This is a genomic window from Actinoplanes octamycinicus (genome assembly GCF_014205225.1).
Taxonomy (GTDB): domain Bacteria; phylum Actinomycetota; class Actinomycetes; order Mycobacteriales; family Micromonosporaceae; genus Actinoplanes; species Actinoplanes octamycinicus.
The window spans coordinates 5,345,984-5,361,944 of sequence record NZ_JACHNB010000001.1 but is presented as its reverse complement, the minus strand read 5'-3'; the positions used below and the strand labels follow the sequence as shown (position 1 = coordinate 5,361,944).

The following is a 15,961-nucleotide window of genomic DNA, read 5'->3' as shown; positions in this document are numbered from 1 at the left end:
TGATTGAGGTCGCAGGGTGGCAGTATGACCTTCACCGACTTCGAGATCGCCTACCTGGCCGAGCAACGTCTCGGCCGCCTGGCCACCCTGCGCCCGGACGGCACCCTGCAGAACAGCCCGGTCGGCTTCCGCTACAACCCGGCCACCGAGACGATCGACATCGTCGGCTTCCGGCTCGCCGCGAGTCACAAGTTCCGGAACGTCGCCGCGACCGGTGAGGTGGCGTTCGTGGTGGACGACCTCTACTCCACCGACCCGTGGCGGGTGCGCTGCCTGGAGATCCGCGGCCGGGCCGAGGCGATCGAGCAGCCCGCCGACTCCGCGTACGGCACCCCGGAGCCGATCATCCGGATCCGGGCCCGCCGCATCATCAGTTTCGGCATCGACGATCCGAACCGCCCGCCGCACGAGCTGGTCCCGCACAACCGCACGGTCAGCACCGCGGCCTGAGGATCAGGACCAGGCTTTTCGGTACGGGGGGAGGCCGGACGCCCAGCGCGTCCGGCCTTCGTCGTGTCCGGGCAGCGTTCGGCCGAGGGCGGTTGCCGTTGACAAACCAGTGACATATCTGAAACTTTGGATGCCCCCCTCCGCAAGAAGTGAACAGATCGACGAAATTCTGTTCGGACTTGCTGGAAAACCGAGCCTCTCCCCCAGGACGGACCTCATGACGCCCCTCTCCCTCGGCCGCCGGCTGGTCAGCACGGCCCTCGCGGCCGGCCTGGCCGTGCTCGGCCTGACACCGGTGGCCGCGCACGCCGCCGGCGGGCCCAACCTCGCGCTCGGCAAGACGGTCACCGCCAGCGGCGCGCTCGGCGCGCAGCCGGCCTCCGCGGTCAACGACGGCAACCCGAACTCCTACTGGGAGAGCCCGAACAACGCCTTCCCGCAGTGGGTCCAGGTGGACCTGGGCAGCCCGGTCGCGATCGACCAGGTGGTGCTGAAGCTGCCGCCGGCCACCGCCTGGGCCACCCGCACCGAGACGCTGAGCGTGCAGGGCAGCACCGACGGGTCGGCGTTCAGCACGCTGTCCGCGTCGGCCGGGCGGGTGTTCAACCCGGCGACCGGTAACACCGTGACGGTGAACCTGACCGCGGCGACCGTCCGCTTCGTCCGGGTGCACGTCACCGCGAACACCGGCTGGCCGGCCGGGCAGCTGTCCGAGCTGGAGGTCTACGGCGTGGCCGGCCCGACCGACCCGGATCCCGACCCGGATCCGCCGACCGGCACGAACCTGGCTACCGGCAAGGCGGCCGAAGCGTCCTCGGTCACCCAGAACTTCGTGGCGGCCAACGCCACCGACGGCACCACCGGCACCTATTGGGAGTCGGCCGGCTTCCCGTCGACGCTGACCGTGAAGCTCGGCGCCGACGCGAACGTCACCGGCGTCGTGGTCAAGCTCAACCCGGACCCGGCCTGGGGCCCGCGCAGCCAGAGCATCCAGGTGCTCGGCCGGGCCGGCTCGGCCACCGGCTTCACCGAGCTCAAGGCCCGCGCCGACTACGCCTTCCACCCGTCGACGAACCAGAACACGGTGACCATCCCGGTCAGCGGCACGGCGTCCGACGTCCGGCTGCAGGTCTTCGGCAACACCGGCGCGCCCGGCGGCCAGGTCGCCGAGCTGCAGGTGATCGGCGCCTGGGCGCCCGCCCCGAACGTGGTCGTGACCTCGGCGACCTGGAGCCCGGCGGCCCCGGACGAGACCTCGGCGATCACCCTGAGCGCCGGCGTCCGCAACTCGGGCGCCCTGGCCTCGACCGCAACCACGCTGGACTTCAAGCTCAACGGCGCGGTCGTGGCCACCGCGAACGTGCCGGCCCTGGCGGCCGGCGCCACCGCCACCGTGACCGGGAACGTCAGCCCCCGGGCCCAGGGCAGCTACACCCTCGCCGCGACCGTCGGCAGCAACACCTTCACCGCCATCGCCCCGCTGGTGGTCGGCCAGGCGCCCGGACCGGACCTGCAGGTCACCGCGATCTCGCTGAACCCGGCCAACCCGGCGGCCGGCGCGGCGGTCAGCTTCACGGCCGCGGTGCAGAACCGCGGCACCAGCACGGCCGGGGCCAGCACCACCCGCGTCGTCGTCGGCGGGACCACGCTGACCGGCGCCACCCCGGCGATCGCGGCCGGCGCCACCACGACCGTCACCATCGGCGGGACCTGGACCGCGACCAGCGGCGGCGCGACCGCCGTGGCCACCGCGGACGCGGCCGGGGTGGTCGCCGAGACCAACGAGAACAACAACACGCTGTCCAAGCCGATCGTGGTCGGGCGCGGCGCCGCGGTGCCGTACACCGAGTACGAGGCGGAGGCCGGGCGCTACCAGGGCACCCTGCTGCAGGCCGACCCGCTGCGCACCTTCGGGCACACCAACTACGCGTCCGAGTCGTCCGGCCGGCAGTCGGTCCGGCTCACCGGGACCGGCCAGTTCGTCGAGGTCACCTCGACCGGCCCGGCCAACTCGATCGTGGTCCGCAACTCGGTGCCGGACGCCCCGAACGGCGGCGGCCAGGACTGGACGATCAGCCTCTACGTCAACGACGTGTTCGCCCGCAAGCTCACCCTCAGCTCGCGCAACAGCTGGGTCTACGGCACCACCGACGACACCGAGTCACTGTCCAACACCCCGTCGGCCGACGCGCGGCGGCTCTTCGACGAGTCGAACGCGCTGCTCGGGCAGTCCTACCCGGCCGGCACCCGGTTCAAGGTGCAGCGCGACGCCGGTGACACGGCCAGTTTCTACGTGATCGACCTGATCGACCTGGAGCAGGTGGCGGCGCCGCTGAGCCAGCCGGCCGGCTGCGTCTCGATCACCACTTACGGCGCGGTGGCCAACGACGGGCTGGACGACACCGCCGCGATCCAGAGGGCGGTCACCGACGACGAGAACGGCGTGATCCCCTGTGTGTGGATCCCGGCCGGCCAGTGGCGGCAGGAGCAGAAGATCCTCTCCCCCGACCCGGCCCGGAACCAGTACAACCAGAAGGGCATCCGGAACGCCGTGATCCGCGGCGCCGGCATGTGGCACACCCGGCTCTACTCGGACACCCAGCCGCAGAACGTGACCGGCAACATCAACCATCCGCACGAGGGCAACGTCGGCTTCGACATCGACGACAACACCCAGATCTCCGACCTGGCGATCTTCGGCAACACGCAGAACCGGGCGAACCGCGGCCACGGCCTGAACGGCCGGTTCGGCAAGAACACCAAGATCAGCAACGTGTGGATCGAGCACGTCAACGTGGGCGCCTGGGTCGGCCGGGACTACTCGGACACGCCGGCCTACTGGAACCCGGGCGACGGGGTCGAGTTCACCGGAATGCGGATCCGGGACACCTACGCCGACGGCATCAACTTCTCCAACGGCACCCGCAACTCCCGGGTCTTCAACTCCTCGTTCCGGACCACCGGCGACGACGCCCTGGCGATCTGGGCCAACCCGTACGTCAAGGACCAGAGCGTCGACGTCAACCACGACGACCACTTCGTGAACAACACCGTCCAGCTGCCCTGGCGGGCGAACGGCATCGCGATCTACGGGGGTTACGCCAACTCGGCCGAGAACAACCTGGTGTACGACACCGCGAACTACCCGGGCATCATGCTGGCCACCGACCACAGCCCGCTGCCGTTCTCCGGCACCACGCTGGTCGCCAACAACGGCCTCTACCGGACCGGCGGCCGGTTCTGGAACGAGGCCCAGGAGTTCGGCGCGATCACCCTGTTCCCGTCCACGAGGGACATCACCGGGGTCACCATCCGGGACACCGACATCGTCGACTCGACCTTCGACGGCATCCAGTTCAAGAACGGCGGCGGCGCGATGCCGAACGTCGCCATCACGAACGTGCGGATCGACCGGTCGAACAACGGCGCCGGCATCCTGGCGATGGGCGGGGCCCGCGGCAACGCGGTGCTGTCCGGCGTCACGATCACCAACGCGGCCGACGGCACCGTCGTCATCCAGCCGGGCTCGCAGTTCACCATCTCCGGGAGCTGACCGGCCGCGGCAACCACCCGCCGGTCCAGCACTGATCACTGGTCGGCCAGGGCACGTGCCCTGGCCGACCAGTGTTGTCCCCCCGGGCGCACCGGGACCGCGTTGTCAGAGGCCGGCCGCGCGCACCTCCTTGTGCAGCCGCTGCGCCGCGGTGATCAGGTCCTTGAGGTCGCGGGCCGCCGACGCCAGGGTCACATAGGCGTGGTCCACGCCGGCCTCGGCCAGGGCCACGAGGTCCTCCGCGATCTGCGCCGGACCCCCCGTGTACGGCTGCCGCCCCGCGTCCGGGACCTCCGCCAGGCTGCGCACCCCCAGCTGGAAGACGCAGCCGACCGCAGCCGGATCCCGCCCCGCCGCGGCCGCCTGCTCCCGCAGCCCGGCCAGCACCGCGCCGACCTGCCGCGGCGGGATCGCGGTCGGCAGCCAGCCGTCGGCCCGCCGGGCGATCCGGGACAGCGCGGTCCGGTTGCCGCCGGCCAGGAAGATCGGCACCCGCCGGGCCGGCTTCGGGTTCACCCGGCTCGGGGCGACCCGGTAGCGCTCGTTCGCGAAGGAGACCGGGTCCGGCCCCCACACCGCCGCCGCCACGTCCAGGAACTCGTCGAGCGCCGCGCCCCGCTCCTCGATCGGCCGCGGGGCGGTGGCCGCGAACTCGTCGATCGACCATCCACTGCCGAGCCCGGCGATCACCCGGCCACCGGACGCCGCATCCAGCGCGGCCAGGCTGCGGGCCAGCCGGAACGGCAGGTGCAGCCCGGGCACCAGCACCCCGGTGCCGAGCTCCACCCGGCGGGTCACCGCCGCCGCCAGGGTCAGCGTGACCAGCGCGTCCGTGGTGTGCGAGTAGCTGTCCGGCCAGGGCAGGTCCGGCACCCCGTAGAGCCCGTGCGCCCCGCTGCTGTCCTCCGGCGCCAGGATCCGCTCGTAGGCCCAGAGGCTGTCATAGCCGATCTCCTCGGCCGCCCGGGCGAACTCGGTCACGTCCCGCGCCAGGTCGTACTTGTTGGTCTGTGGAAGATTCACCCCAAGCCGCATGCCGCGCAGCCTATCCGCAGGTCAGTCCAATCAGGACCGGTCGAGGCCCGCCGATCGCCTCCGGTCCGCTTTCCCGTCCGGTTCGTCCGGGCTTCCGGTACGCCCGCAGCGCCCGCCTCCCCGGTAGGCTGCGCCGGTGCAGCTCGACCTGGTCACCCTGATCGTCGACGAGTACGACCCGGCGATCGCGTTCTTCACCGGCCTGCTCGGTTTCGAGCTCGCCGAGGACTCCCCGTCCACCACCACCGACGGCCGCCCCAAACGCTGGGTCGTGGTCCGCCCGCCCGGCGCGCAGACCGGCCTGCTGCTCGCCCGCGCCGACGGCGACCGGCAGCGCGCGGCGGTCGGCGCCCAGACCGCCGGCCGGGTCGGCTTCTTCCTCCGGGTGGACGACTTCGACGCCGTCCACCAGCGCCTGCTCGACGCCGGCGTCACCTTCACCCGCCCGCCGCGCGCCGAGCCCTACGGCCGGGTCGCCGTCTTCCTGGACATCGCCGGCAACCAGTGGGACCTGCTCGGCCCCGCCTGAGCAGCCGCCCCGGCACCGCGCCGGGTCCGCGCCCGGTCCGGACCGCAACCCGCCCCGGCCCCGGCTGTGCCATACGCCGACCAGGCCGAGAAGGGCAAGGCTGACATTCATGCCCGGTCCGGCGATTCCGCCCGGCCGCAGTTCAGTCGCGCGACGCTCACCACCGACGCCCCTTCGGACGGCCCGGGCCGCGCTAATATCGGCAGCGACTCGAAGATCGGAGCAGCCGTGTCAGTGGACGACGACATCTCAGGGTGAATCCCCCGCTGCGGCCACCGACGTGCTGATCACCGGCGCGTCCGCGTGGCCTCTGTCGTCGTTCCCTTTTCTTCGAGCCTCCAAGGTCTGCGCATGTCTATCATTTGCACCAGTCTGTCGTTTTCCTGGCCGGATGACACCCCGGTCTTCGACGATCTGTCGGTGAGCGTGCCGGAGGGCCGCACCGGCCTGGTCGCCGCGAACGGCTCCGGCAAGAGCACCCTGCTCCGCCTGATCGCCGGCGAGCTGCGGCCGACCGGCGGCAGCGTCGTCGTCGACGGGGTGCTCGGCTACCTCCCGCAGCACCTGCCGTTCACCTCCGGTCAGAGCGTGGCCGAGGTGCTCGGCGTCGACCGGATCCTGGCCGCGCTGCACGCCATCGAGTCCGGTGACGCGGCCGAGGAGCACTTCACCACGATCGGCACCGACTGGGACATCGAGGAGCGCACCCGCGCCGAGCTGGACCGGCTCGGCCTCGGCGGGATCGACCTGGACCGGCCGCTGGGCACCCTCAGCGGCGGCCAGGTGGTCTCCCTCGGCCTCGCCGCCCAGCTGCTGAAACGCCCCGACGCGCTGCTGCTCGACGAGCCCACCAACAACCTGGACGGCCCAGCCCGGGAGCGGCTCACCGAGGTGCTGCGCTCCTGGTCCGGGTGCCTGCTGGTGGTCAGCCACGACCGGGCGCTGCTGGACGGGATGGACCGGATCGCCGCCCTCGACCACGGCGCGATCCGGTGGTACGGCGGGAACTTCACCGCCTATCAGGAGGCGCGCCAGTCCGAGCAGGAGGTCGCCGAGCGTCAGGTCCGCAACGCCGAGCAGGACCTCAAGCGGCAGAAGCGGGAGATGCAGCAGGCCCGGGAGCGGGCCGCGAAACGCGCCTCGAACGCCGCCCGCAACCTGGGCGACGCCGGGCTGGCCCGGATCGTGGCCGGCGGGCTGAAACGGGACGCGCAGGTGTCCGCGGCCAAGGCCAACGAGACGCACGCGAACCGGGTCGATGACGCCAAGGCCCGCTATGACCAGGCGTCGCGGGCGGCGCGGCAGGACGACAAGATCGCCCTGGAGTTGCCCGGGACCACGGTTCCGGCGGGACGCACGGTCTTCCACGGGGAGCGGTTGCAGGTCGCGTACGACGATGGCCCGGTCTTCGCCGGTGACGGCCTCGACCTGGACATCCGCGGGCCGGAACGGATCGCCCTGGTCGGCCCGAACGGGGCCGGCAAGTCCACGCTGATGCGGATGATCGCCGCGGCGGACACGTCGCACCGGGTGGCGTACCTGTCGCAGCGGCTCGACCTGCTCGACCCGGACCGTACCGTCGCGGAGAACCTGGCGGCCTGGGCGCCGGCCCTGCCGGACGCGGAGCGGATGAACCTGCTGGCCCGGTTCCTGTTCCGGGGCGCGCGGGCGCACCTGCCGGTCCGGGTGCTCAGCGGTGGCGAGCGGTTGCGAGCCACCCTGGCCTGCGTGCTGTTCGGCGAGCCGGCGCCGCAGTTGCTGCTGCTCGACGAGCCGACCAACAACCTCGACCTGGACAGTGTCGGGCAGCTGGAGGCGGCGCTGGCCGCGTATCAGGGGGCGTTCGTGGTGGTCAGCCACGACGAGCGGTTCCTGGCGGAGATCGGGATCACGCGGTGGCTGCGGCTGGAGGGCGGGCGGCTCACCGGCTCCTGAGCATCGTGCGGGTGGCCGGGGCGGGAGCACCTCCCGCCCCGGCCCGGTGCTGGGGGTTTCGTGCGGCCGGGCCGGCCAGGCCCGGCTTCGTGTCTGCGGACCGGTCAGGACTCGGTCAGGGCCGGCGTGGACGTGCCCTCGACGACCTCCTGGCGGGCGCCGGTGTTGATCGCGATGCGGCGCGGCTTGGCCGCCTCGGCGACCGGGATGGTCAGGGTCAGCACCCCGTCCTGCCAGGTCGCGGCGATCTTGTCGAGGTCCAGGCCGTCGCCCAGCGTGATCCGGCGCTCGAAGGTGCCGGTCGGGCGCTCCCGGCGCAGCCACTGCACGTCGTCGTCGGTGCGAGCGGAACGCTCGGCGCGGATCGTCAGCACTCGCTTGTCGACGTCGATCTCCACCGAGCCGGGGTCGACACCGGCGAGGTCACAGTGCAGGACGAAGTGGTCACCCGAACGGTAGAGATCCATCGGCATCGCCAGGCCGGCGGCAGCGCCGCTGCCCATCATCTGGCCGGCGAGACGGTCGAACTCGCGGAAAGGATCGAAAGTCAGCACCACGACCACCTCCTCAGGACGTCCGCCGGGCTCTCCGGCGGACCGTGGCGCTCGGCTAAAGATCGGATCTGCCGAGGTCGCGGCCGGTGGTCTCGCGGTGCATCACCGCGATCGACCAGCAGCGACAAGTAATTTTTTAGCACTCCTCCGCCAGGAGTGCCAAGCGCTTCGGCGAGATTTTTCCGCCGCATGATCTTTACTGGACCGGCACCCCGCACCCGACCCGGAGGCCACCGTGACGCCTGAACTGCCCACCCCCCGCGTGACCGTCGACGCCGACGTGCTGGAGCGCAACCTGCAGGCCATGGCGACCCGGGCGGCCGCCCGCGGACTGGCGCTGCGACCGCACGCCAAGACGCACAAGTGCCTGGAGATCGCCCGCCGGCAGGTCGAGCTCGGGGCGGCCGGGCTGACCGTGGCCACCATCGGCGAGGCCGAGGTGTTCGCCGGCGGCGGGCTCGACGACCTGTTCCTGGCGTACCCGATCTGGCCGTCCCCGCAGCGGGCCGCCCGCCTGCGCGCCCTGGCCGGCCGGGTGGCGTTGCGGGTCGGCGTCGACTCGGTGGCGAGCGCGGAGGCGCTCGGGCGGGCGGTGCCCGGCCTGGAGGTGCTGGTCGAGGTGGACAGTGGACATCACCGCAGCGGCGTGCAGCCACGGTCCGCCGGCGAGGTCGCGGTCGCCGCGGACCGGGCCGGCCTGCGGGTTCGCGGCGTCTTCACCTTCCCCGGTCACGCCTACGGTCCGGGACGGCAGCGACCGGCCGCCACGGAGGAGGCAGCCGCCCTGACCGAAGCCGCCGACGCGGTCACCGCCGCGGGCCTGGACGCCGGCGTACGAAGCGGCGGCTCCACCCCGACCGCCACCTTCACCGGCGTCGCCGCCGCGCCCGGCGCGCAGGGCGCGCCCACCTCGCCGGGCACGCCGACCTCGCCCGGCGCGCTCACCGAGATGCGGCCCGGGGTCTACGTCTTCGGCGACGCCCAGCAGCTCGAACTCGGCACCTGCGACTGGACCGAGGTGGCCCTCACGGTGGCGTCCACCGTGGTCAGCCGCTCCGGCCCGAAGGTCATCCTGGACGCCGGCAGCAAGGTGCTCGGCGCCGACCACCAGTCCTGGACCACCGGTTTCGGCCGCCTGCTCGACCACCCGGACGCCCGGATCACCGCCCTCTCCGAACACCACGCCACGGTCCTCTTCCCGGACGGCGCCCCGGTCCCGTCGCTGGGCGAGGTGCTCCGAGTCGTCCCCAACCACGTCTGCGCCACCGTCAACCTCGCCGACGAGTTGCTCGTCCTCTCCGAGGGCACCCAGGTCGACCGCTGGCCGGTCGCCGCCCGCGGCGCCAACACCTGACCCCCGGGGATCCGCCGGCCAGGACCTCTCCCTGGCGTCAGCGACCACCTTGGCGCGCGACCGTGTCTCTATGGCATGGATCCTGACGAGCGCCTTCTCCCGCATCCTCCCGACCTGGAACTACGAGCTCCACCCGGTCCAGCGCCCCGGCCCGGCAGACCTCGCACCACCGGCGGGAACGGTGAGCTTATTTCGATGGAGGTCGTAGCATGGGTGGGCCGCTCACCTCGAAGGAGTTCTCGTGCCTCGCCCCCGCGCCGCCGCCCGGATCATCACGCACCCCGAGGTCACCGAGGTGTCGCTGCAGCAGCTGCTGGAGGCGCTGGTCGACCCGGTGCGGCGGTCGATCGTCGTGCAGCTGACCGCCAAGGGCGCCGAGATGGCGTGCGGCTCCTTCGACACCTCGGTGTCCGACTCGACGCTGACGCACCACTTCAACGTGCTGCGCGAGGCCGGCGTGATCCGGCAGTGGTACTCGGGCACCACCAAGCTGAACGCCTTGCGCGCCGACGAGCTGGAGACCCGCTTCCCCGGCGTGCTGACCTCGGTCGTGGCCGCCGAGACCCGCTAGGTACATATTCCGTACGCTGTCGAAGTTTGACGCTGATCGAACTTATGAGTAGCGTCCGTTCCATGGCGAGAATCGTGCAGTTCGACCGGCTCGGTGGCCCCGAAGTCCTCACCCTCCGCGACGTCGAGGCCGGCGCGCCGCGAGCCGGCGAGGTGCGGATCCGGGTGCAGGCGATCGGCCTGAACCGGGCCGAGATCATGTTCCGTGAGGGCGGCTATTTCCTGCAGCCGCGGTTCCCGTCGACGCTGGGCTACGAGGCGGCCGGCGTGGTCGACGAGGCCGGGCCGGGCGTGACCGGCTTCGCGCCGGGCGACCCGGTCGCGGTGGTCCCGTCCTTCTCGCTGAACGACTACGGCACCTACGGCGACCTGGTGATCGTCCCGGCTTCGGCCGTGGTCCCCCGCCCGTCCACCGTGGACCCGGTCACCGCCGCCGCGGTCTGGATGGCCTACATCACCGCCTACGGGCCGCTGGCGGAGAGCGGCGAGGTGCGCCCGGGCGACCACGTGCTGATCACCGCGGCCGCGAGCAGCGTCGGGCAGGCCGCGTTGCAGATCGCCCGGCACGTCGGCGCGATCCCGATCGCCACCACCCGGTCGGCCGCCAAGCGGCAGCGCCTGCTGGACGCGGGCGCCGCCCACGTCATAGTCACCGACCAGGAGGATGTCCCCGCCCGGATCATGGAGATCACCGGCGGCGAGGGGGTGCGGCTGGCCTTCGACCCGGTCGCCGGGCCGGGCGTGGAGACCCTCGCGCGAGGTATCGCCCCCGGCGGCAGCCTGGTCGTCTACGGCGCTCTCGACCCGCGGACCACCCCGTTGCCGAACGCGCGGTCCTATCCGGCGCTGTCCACCCGCACCTACACGCTGCACGAGATCACCACGGACCCGGAGCGGCTGCGCCGCGCGGTCGCCTTCGTCAACGCGGGTCTCGCGTCCGGCTCGTTCACCCCGGTGGTGGACCGCACCTTCGACCTCACCGAGATCGTCGAGGCGCACCGTTACCTGGCCGCCGCGGACCACGTCGGCAAGATCGTCGTCACGGTCTGAGGGACTCGGTGCAGACGGTCGTGCGGTTGCCGAGCCATCCGGGTCAGTAACGGTCCCGGCGGACGACGTGCGCGTCGACCAGGTCCAGGAAGGCGCGCACGGCCGGCCGCGGCGCCGGGCCACCGAGACTGGCCGCGGCCAGGGTCCACGACGCGGCCGGCGGGTCGAGGGCGACCGGGGCGACCCGGTGACCGTCCTCGGCGGCCAGCGGTGGAACCAGAGCCAGGCCGATGCCGGACTCGACGTACCCCGGAATGGTGGTGATGTCGCTGACCTCGACGGCGATCGTGCGGGTGACGCCGGCCCGGCGGAAGTCGTGGTCGGTGCGGATCCGGTTGCAGAAGCCGGGCGGAAGGTCGACGAACGGCTCGTCGGCCAGCGCGGCCGGGCTCACCGCGGTCTGCCCGGCCAGCGGGTGGCCGGCCGGGACGAGCAGGCGCGGCTGGAACTCGGCGATCGCCTCCAGGTGCAGGTCGGGCACACTGGCGACCTGCACGGCGACGAACGCGACGTCCAGCTCCCGGGCGCGCAGGGCGGCCAGCAGCCCGTCGGTGCCCCCGGCGGCCATGCTCAGGCTCAGCCGCACGCCCGGGTGCCGGCTGCGGAAGTCGCTGACCAGCCCGGGCAGGTCGACGGCGGTCAGGCCGGAGAGCGTGCCGACGCGCAGGCTGCCGGTCAGCCCCTCGCGCAGGCCGGCGACCGCGGCGCGGGCCTGGTCGAGGGCGTCGAGCGCCCGGCGCGCCTCGGGCAGCAGCGCCCTGCCGGCCTCGGTCAGCGCGACCTTGCTGGTGCTGCGCTCGAACAGGGGTGCGCCGAGGTGCCGCTCCAGCGCCCGGATGCTCGCCGAGACCGTCGACTGCACGGCATGGGTGCGCTGGGCGGCCCGGGTGAAGCTGAGCTCCTCGGCGACGGCCACGAAGTACTGCAGTTGACGCTCCTCCACCCGCCGATCCTATCGCTCGGGGCGATAGCCGATATCGGAACTATTCGTTGGAGGCGAACATCGGTCCACGGCAGGCTGGGGCCAGACATCCGATCTTGACTGAGGAGCTCGTCACCATGAAGGTCTTCCTGACCGGCGCCACCGGACACATCGGCTCGGCGGTCCTGCCCGCCCTGATCGCCGCCGGCCACTCCGTCACGGCGCTGGTCCGCTCGGAGAGGAAAGCGGCCGCCGGCGCGGAGGTCGTCGTCGGCGACATCCAGGACCAGGACCTGGTCCGCCGGCTGGCCACCGACGCCGACGCCGTGCTCGCCACGGCGTCGCCGGGCGACGCGACCAGCAGCGCGGTGGAGACCGCGTTCGCCGAGGCGGTCCTCGACGGCCTGCGGCCGGGCGCCACCTTCCTGCGCACCGGTGGTGTCTGGGTGCACGGGTCGGCGCCGGACGTCACCGAGGCGACCCCGCGGAACGCGCCGCCGCTGGTCGCCTGGCGCGAGGCGCTGGACTCCCGGGTCCTGAGCGCGCCCGGGATCCGGTCGGTCCTCATCGAGCCGGGCACCGTCTACGGCAACCGCGCCGGCATCCCGAACGTGCTGTTCGCCGGGGAGCGGGTCGGCGAGCCGGCCGCGCTGCGCCTGGTCGGCCCCGGCACCCAGCACTGGACCAGCGTGCACGTCGACGACCTGGCGGAGCTGTACGTCGCCGCGCTGGACCGGGCCGAGAACGGCTCGGTCTACCTCGGCGTCAACGGCGACAGCGTGACGGTCCGCGAGCTGGGCGAGGCCGCGTCCCACCGGCTGGGTCTCGGCGGCCGGGTGGTGCCCGAGGACCCCGCCGCCCTGGTCGAGCGGCTCGGCGGGTTCGGCGAGGCGCTGCTGCTCGACCAGCAGGCCACCGGCGAGAAGGCCCGCCTGGAGCTGGGCTGGAAGCCGTCCCGCCGGTCGCTGCTGCAGGAGATCGCGGCCGGCGGCTACGACCCGGCCTGACCGGGCCCGGAAGCGGCGGGTCCGGCCGGGTGCCCCGAGCGCACCGCACCGGTCGGCACCCTGGCGCCTCCCGGGCCGCCCCGGAGGCGGGCGCGGCCCGCAACGCCGAGGCGGAGAGGTGGGCGGAACTCAGCCGCTCGACGGACTCCCGGCCGGCCTGAGCAGCGCCCGGCCGGGCCCGGTCAGCCGGGGCACGGCGGCCGCGACCCGGCCGGTGAGCAGCAGCACCAGCGCCTCGACCGGCCCGTCCAGGGCGGCGCCGCGACCGGCCGCCCAGTCGGCGTCGGTCGCGGTCAGCCGCAGCCCGCGCAGCCGCCGCCGGGCCCAGAACGGCCAGCCCATGGCCCAGACCCGGGTCGCGGCGGCGACCGCCGCGTCCCGGGGCGCCGGCAGCTCCCGGCCGAGCGGGACGGCCACGTCCTGGCTGTGCACCAGCACGTCGAAGAGGATGTTGCGATAGTTCGTCACCACCGGCAGGCGGCGCGACGCGGCGTGCTCCCGCAGCTCGGCGACCAACCGGGCGGATGACCGGGCGGCCGCATGGCGCACCGCCACATCGTGGTTGAGCACGTGGAACCGGCCACCGGCACGCACCGCGGAGGCCAGCATGGCCGGCATGCCGGGCGGCTGCGGGGCGAGCGCGACGTGCGCCGCCACATCCCGGACCCGCCAGCCGGCGCAGAGCGACGGCGACTCCCAGTCCGCCTCGCCGAGCGACTCCAGCAGGTCGGCCAGCCGCAGCCGCATCCCGGTGATCGCCTGCCAGCTCGCCTCGGGATCCATCCGGCACCCCCTCTGATATGGTCAGAGTCTCTTACTAAATTAGTCAGAGACTCTGACCACGTCAAGGAGCACCGGGATGAACCTGGGACTGCTGCTGTTCATCCCGTACCGGGCGATGGAGGCGCGGGTCTTCGCCGGGCTGGCGGCGGCCGGGTTCGACGACTTCACCCCGGCCCAGGCGCGGGTCTTCCAGCGGATCGGGCCGGACGGCACCCGGCTGACCGAGCTGGCCGAGCAGGCGCAGATCACCAAGCAGTCCGCCGGTTTCCTGGTCGATCAGCTGGAGCGGGCCGGCTACGTCGAGCGGGTGCCGGACCCGGCCGACGCCCGCGCCCGCCTGGTCCGGATCGCGGCCCGCGGCGCGGCCGCCATCCCGGTGGCCGCCGCGATCGTGGCCGAGGTCGAGGCCGAGTGGACCGAGCATCTCGGGCAGCGCGGCGTCACGCAGCTCCGCCAGGCCCTCACCCGGCTGCGCGAGATCACCGACCCCTATCAATGAGCCGCCCCGCGGCCGATGACGGCCGCCGGGGCGGGGAACGATCGCTGGGTCAGGCGTTCAGGCCGGCGGCCTCGGCCATGTGCTGGGCGTACCAGGCCGGCCAGTTCTCGTCGTACTTGCCGTCCAGCTCCTCGGCCTCGTGCCGGCCGTGGGCGGCGGCCGCGTCGCGCAGGGCCGCCTCCAGCTCGGCGACCGAGCCGTAGACCACGTGACTGACCCGGCCGGGGCGGCGGCTGGTGACCTCCTGCAGGAAGAACACGTTGCCGTCCGGGTCGGCGAAGGACGCGAACGACCCGTACGACTGCCGGTCCGGGTGCGGCCCGGGCACCCGGTCGGCGCCGCCGGCGTGGTGGAACACGCCGCCCGCGTCGTGGAACGCCTCGCTCACCTCGACACCGTGCGCGATCAGGTCGGCCCGGGCCGCCTCGATGTCGTCGACCACGAAGTGCACGACGCCGCGCGCCGATCCGGGCTCGGCCTCGGTGACACCGCTGCCGATGATGATCGACGCCGCCGAGCCGGGCGGGGTGAAGTGCACCACCCGGAACCCGTCCGGGCCCTGGAAGTCGACGTCCTCGCGCCAGCCCAGCTTCGTGAAGAACGCCTTCGACCGGTCCACGTCCGCGACCGGCAGGACCACGATCTCCACCTTGAAGTCCACCATCGTCAGCTCCTCCCACGGTGCCGGATACCGCTCCGGCCTCACGGGACCCACTCTGCCGCGCCGGGCGCCCCGGTCGCCCCCGTGGAAGCGACTGGCCGGACACCCGGGCCGCCCCGGGGACCGCCGGGCACGGTCCGCTTCCGGCCGCCTGGCCACCCCATTTTTCGGTACGCCGGCAGCGCGCGCCCCAGGCCGTACCGAAAATCGCTCTAACCGGCAGCGACAGCCTGCCGTGCCGGACGGTGATAGCTCGGGGTCACCCGGCGGCGATAGATCCCGTGCCGGATCTCCTTGACATAGCCGTCCAGCTCGGGCATCCCCATCCGGGTGGCCACCGCGATCTCGGCCTCGGCGTCATAGGGCACCCGGACGAACTGGATGCCGAACGGCGCCGGGTCAGGACTGTCCAGCACGCCTTCGAGGATGACGTAGACCGGGGTCGGATCGTCCATCGAGTTGCCCACGCTGCCGGTGTTGAACAGCGTCAGTCCGCCCGGCCCGACCTCGTAGAACGGATCGTGCGTGTCGCCGTAGCCGACCACCGTGGGCGCCGGGCCGGTCAGGCCGGTCGCCGGGGTGTTGGCGAACATGCCGGCGAACTCCGCCTCGTCGTGGTCGAAACGGACCCGGTGGTGGACGCTGGTCGCCGAGGCGTGGAAGAGCCGGATCCACCGCCCGCTGAGCCGGAAGTCGTGGCAGAACGGCAGCGACCGCAGCCACTCGCCCTGGCCCTCGCCGAGCTGGGCCAGCCACCAGGCCATCCCCTCGCTGTCGTCGGTCCGGGCCGGGTCGGGCAGGAAGTCGTCCCAGTTGCCGCGGACGTGCACCGCGCACCGCTGCCGGCACAACTCGATCACCTCGCGGCCACGCGGTCCCTTCCCGACGTAGTCGCCGAGGTTGTAGATCCGCTCGATGCCACGGGCGTCGATGTCGGCGAGCACCGCCTCGAGCGCGGTCAGGTTGCCGTGGACGTCGGAGATCAGCGCGATGCGGTCCAGCACGCCGAAATCCTATGGGCACCATACGAATCCCGGTCTGCACCCGGCTTGAACTCGG

General features: G+C 72.8%; 15 protein-coding genes. 9 read left to right on the top strand and 6 right to left on the bottom strand.

Features of this window, described 5'->3' with window-relative positions:
* Window positions 1-24 precede the first annotated feature (24 nt).
* Both BJY16_RS23455 and BJY16_RS23450 read left to right on the top strand, forming a co-directional pair.
* Window positions 25-450, top strand: a complete 426-nt coding sequence (locus tag BJY16_RS23455; protein ID WP_185041731.1) for a PPOX class F420-dependent oxidoreductase — start codon at window positions 25-27, stop codon at window positions 448-450.
* Window positions 451-667: 217 nt separating this feature from the next.
* Window positions 668-4,003 carry a discoidin domain-containing protein gene (locus BJY16_RS23450; RefSeq protein WP_185041730.1) on the top strand — a complete coding sequence of 1,112 codons (3,336 nt, stop codon included), beginning with the start codon at window positions 668-670 and terminating at the stop codon, window positions 4,001-4,003.
* Between the two features lie 105 nt (window positions 4,004-4,108).
* On the opposite strand, the gene BJY16_RS23445 is transcribed toward BJY16_RS23450, so the two are convergent.
* Complete coding sequence (locus tag BJY16_RS23445; protein WP_185041729.1) at window positions 4,109-5,038, bottom strand: TIGR03619 family F420-dependent LLM class oxidoreductase; 930 nt, start codon at window positions 5,036-5,038, stop codon at window positions 4,109-4,111.
* Window positions 5,039-5,174: 136 nt separating this feature from the next.
* On the opposite strand from BJY16_RS23445, the gene BJY16_RS23440 reads away from it, so the two are divergent.
* Window positions 5,175-5,567 (top strand): VOC family protein, encoded by a 393-nt coding sequence (locus BJY16_RS23440; RefSeq protein WP_185041728.1) that lies wholly within the window; start codon window positions 5,175-5,177, stop codon window positions 5,565-5,567.
* 351 nt (window positions 5,568-5,918) lie between these two features.
* Complete coding sequence (locus BJY16_RS23435) at window positions 5,919-7,502, top strand: ABC-F family ATP-binding cassette domain-containing protein (RefSeq protein ID WP_185041727.1); 1,584 nt, start codon at window positions 5,919-5,921, stop codon at window positions 7,500-7,502.
* A gap of 104 nt (window positions 7,503-7,606) precedes the next feature.
* On the opposite strand, the gene BJY16_RS23430 is transcribed toward BJY16_RS23435, so the two are convergent.
* Window positions 7,607-8,059, bottom strand: a complete 453-nt coding sequence (locus tag BJY16_RS23430) for an Hsp20/alpha crystallin family protein (protein ID WP_185041726.1) — start codon at window positions 8,057-8,059, stop codon at window positions 7,607-7,609.
* 232 nt (window positions 8,060-8,291) lie between these two features.
* Between BJY16_RS23430 and BJY16_RS23425 the strand changes: the two genes are divergently transcribed.
* From BJY16_RS23425 to BJY16_RS23415, 3 genes are all read left to right on the top strand, one after another.
* Window positions 8,292-9,410: an alanine racemase gene (locus tag BJY16_RS23425; RefSeq protein WP_185041725.1), complete on the top strand. Its 1,119-nt coding sequence runs from the start codon at window positions 8,292-8,294 to the stop codon at window positions 9,408-9,410.
* Window positions 9,411-9,651: 241 nt separating this feature from the next.
* Window positions 9,652-9,981 (top strand): ArsR/SmtB family transcription factor, encoded by a 330-nt coding sequence (locus BJY16_RS23420; RefSeq protein WP_185041724.1) that lies wholly within the window; start codon window positions 9,652-9,654, stop codon window positions 9,979-9,981.
* 62 nt (window positions 9,982-10,043) lie between these two features.
* Window positions 10,044-11,030 (top strand): zinc-dependent alcohol dehydrogenase family protein, encoded by a 987-nt coding sequence (locus BJY16_RS23415; RefSeq protein ID WP_185041723.1) that lies wholly within the window; start codon window positions 10,044-10,046, stop codon window positions 11,028-11,030.
* A gap of 43 nt (window positions 11,031-11,073) precedes the next feature.
* On the opposite strand, the gene BJY16_RS23410 is transcribed toward BJY16_RS23415, so the two are convergent.
* Complete coding sequence (locus BJY16_RS23410; protein ID WP_185041722.1) at window positions 11,074-11,973, bottom strand: LysR family transcriptional regulator; 900 nt, start codon at window positions 11,971-11,973, stop codon at window positions 11,074-11,076.
* A gap of 95 nt (window positions 11,974-12,068) precedes the next feature.
* Here BJY16_RS23410 and BJY16_RS23405 point away from each other — a divergent pair, with 95 nt between their 5' ends.
* Window positions 12,069-12,959: an NAD-dependent epimerase/dehydratase family protein gene (locus BJY16_RS23405; protein ID WP_239176772.1), complete on the top strand. Its 891-nt coding sequence runs from the start codon at window positions 12,069-12,071 to the stop codon at window positions 12,957-12,959.
* Between the two features lie 129 nt (window positions 12,960-13,088).
* Here BJY16_RS23405 and BJY16_RS23400 read toward each other — a convergent pair whose 3' ends face one another.
* The gene (locus tag BJY16_RS23400; protein ID WP_185041721.1) at window positions 13,089-13,742 is read right to left on the bottom strand and encodes a maleylpyruvate isomerase family mycothiol-dependent enzyme; all 654 of its coding nucleotides are present in this window, start codon (window positions 13,740-13,742) and stop codon (window positions 13,089-13,091) included.
* A gap of 76 nt (window positions 13,743-13,818) precedes the next feature.
* On the opposite strand from BJY16_RS23400, the gene BJY16_RS23395 reads away from it, so the two are divergent.
* A complete protein-coding gene (locus BJY16_RS23395; protein ID WP_185041720.1) occupies window positions 13,819-14,241 on the top strand; it encodes a MarR family winged helix-turn-helix transcriptional regulator in 423 nt (140 codons plus the stop codon).
* 49 nt (window positions 14,242-14,290) lie between these two features.
* Here the strand turns inward: BJY16_RS23395 and BJY16_RS23390 are convergent, their stop codons facing one another.
* Window positions 14,291-14,947, bottom strand: a complete 657-nt coding sequence (locus BJY16_RS23390; RefSeq protein WP_239176771.1) for a VOC family protein — start codon at window positions 14,945-14,947, stop codon at window positions 14,291-14,293.
* A 167-nt stretch (window positions 14,948-15,114) separates the two neighbouring features.
* Window positions 15,115-15,906: a metallophosphoesterase family protein gene (locus tag BJY16_RS23385; protein ID WP_203758851.1), complete on the bottom strand. Its 792-nt coding sequence runs from the start codon at window positions 15,904-15,906 to the stop codon at window positions 15,115-15,117.
* Window positions 15,907-15,961: the final 55 nt, after the last annotated feature.

Excerpts from the sequence above, each read along its gene's own strand:
- BJY16_RS23455 (WP_185041731.1), top strand. The coding sequence starts at position 25 with ATGACCTTCACCGACTTCGAGATCGCCTACCTGGCCGAGCAACGTCTC.
- BJY16_RS23450 (WP_185041730.1), top strand. The coding sequence starts at position 668 with ATGACGCCCCTCTCCCTCGGCCGCCGGCTGGTCAGCACGGCCCTCGCG.
- BJY16_RS23445 (WP_185041729.1), bottom strand. The coding sequence starts at position 5,038 with ATGCGGCTTGGGGTGAATCTTCCACAGACCAACAAGTACGACCTGGCG.
- BJY16_RS23435 (WP_185041727.1), top strand. The coding sequence starts at position 5,919 with ATGTCTATCATTTGCACCAGTCTGTCGTTTTCCTGGCCGGATGACACC.
- BJY16_RS23415 (WP_185041723.1), top strand. The coding sequence starts at position 10,044 with ATGGCGAGAATCGTGCAGTTCGACCGGCTCGGTGGCCCCGAAGTCCTC.
- BJY16_RS23400 (WP_185041721.1), bottom strand. The coding sequence starts at position 13,742 with ATGGATCCCGAGGCGAGCTGGCAGGCGATCACCGGGATGCGGCTGCGG.
- BJY16_RS23395 (WP_185041720.1), top strand. The coding sequence starts at position 13,819 with ATGAACCTGGGACTGCTGCTGTTCATCCCGTACCGGGCGATGGAGGCG.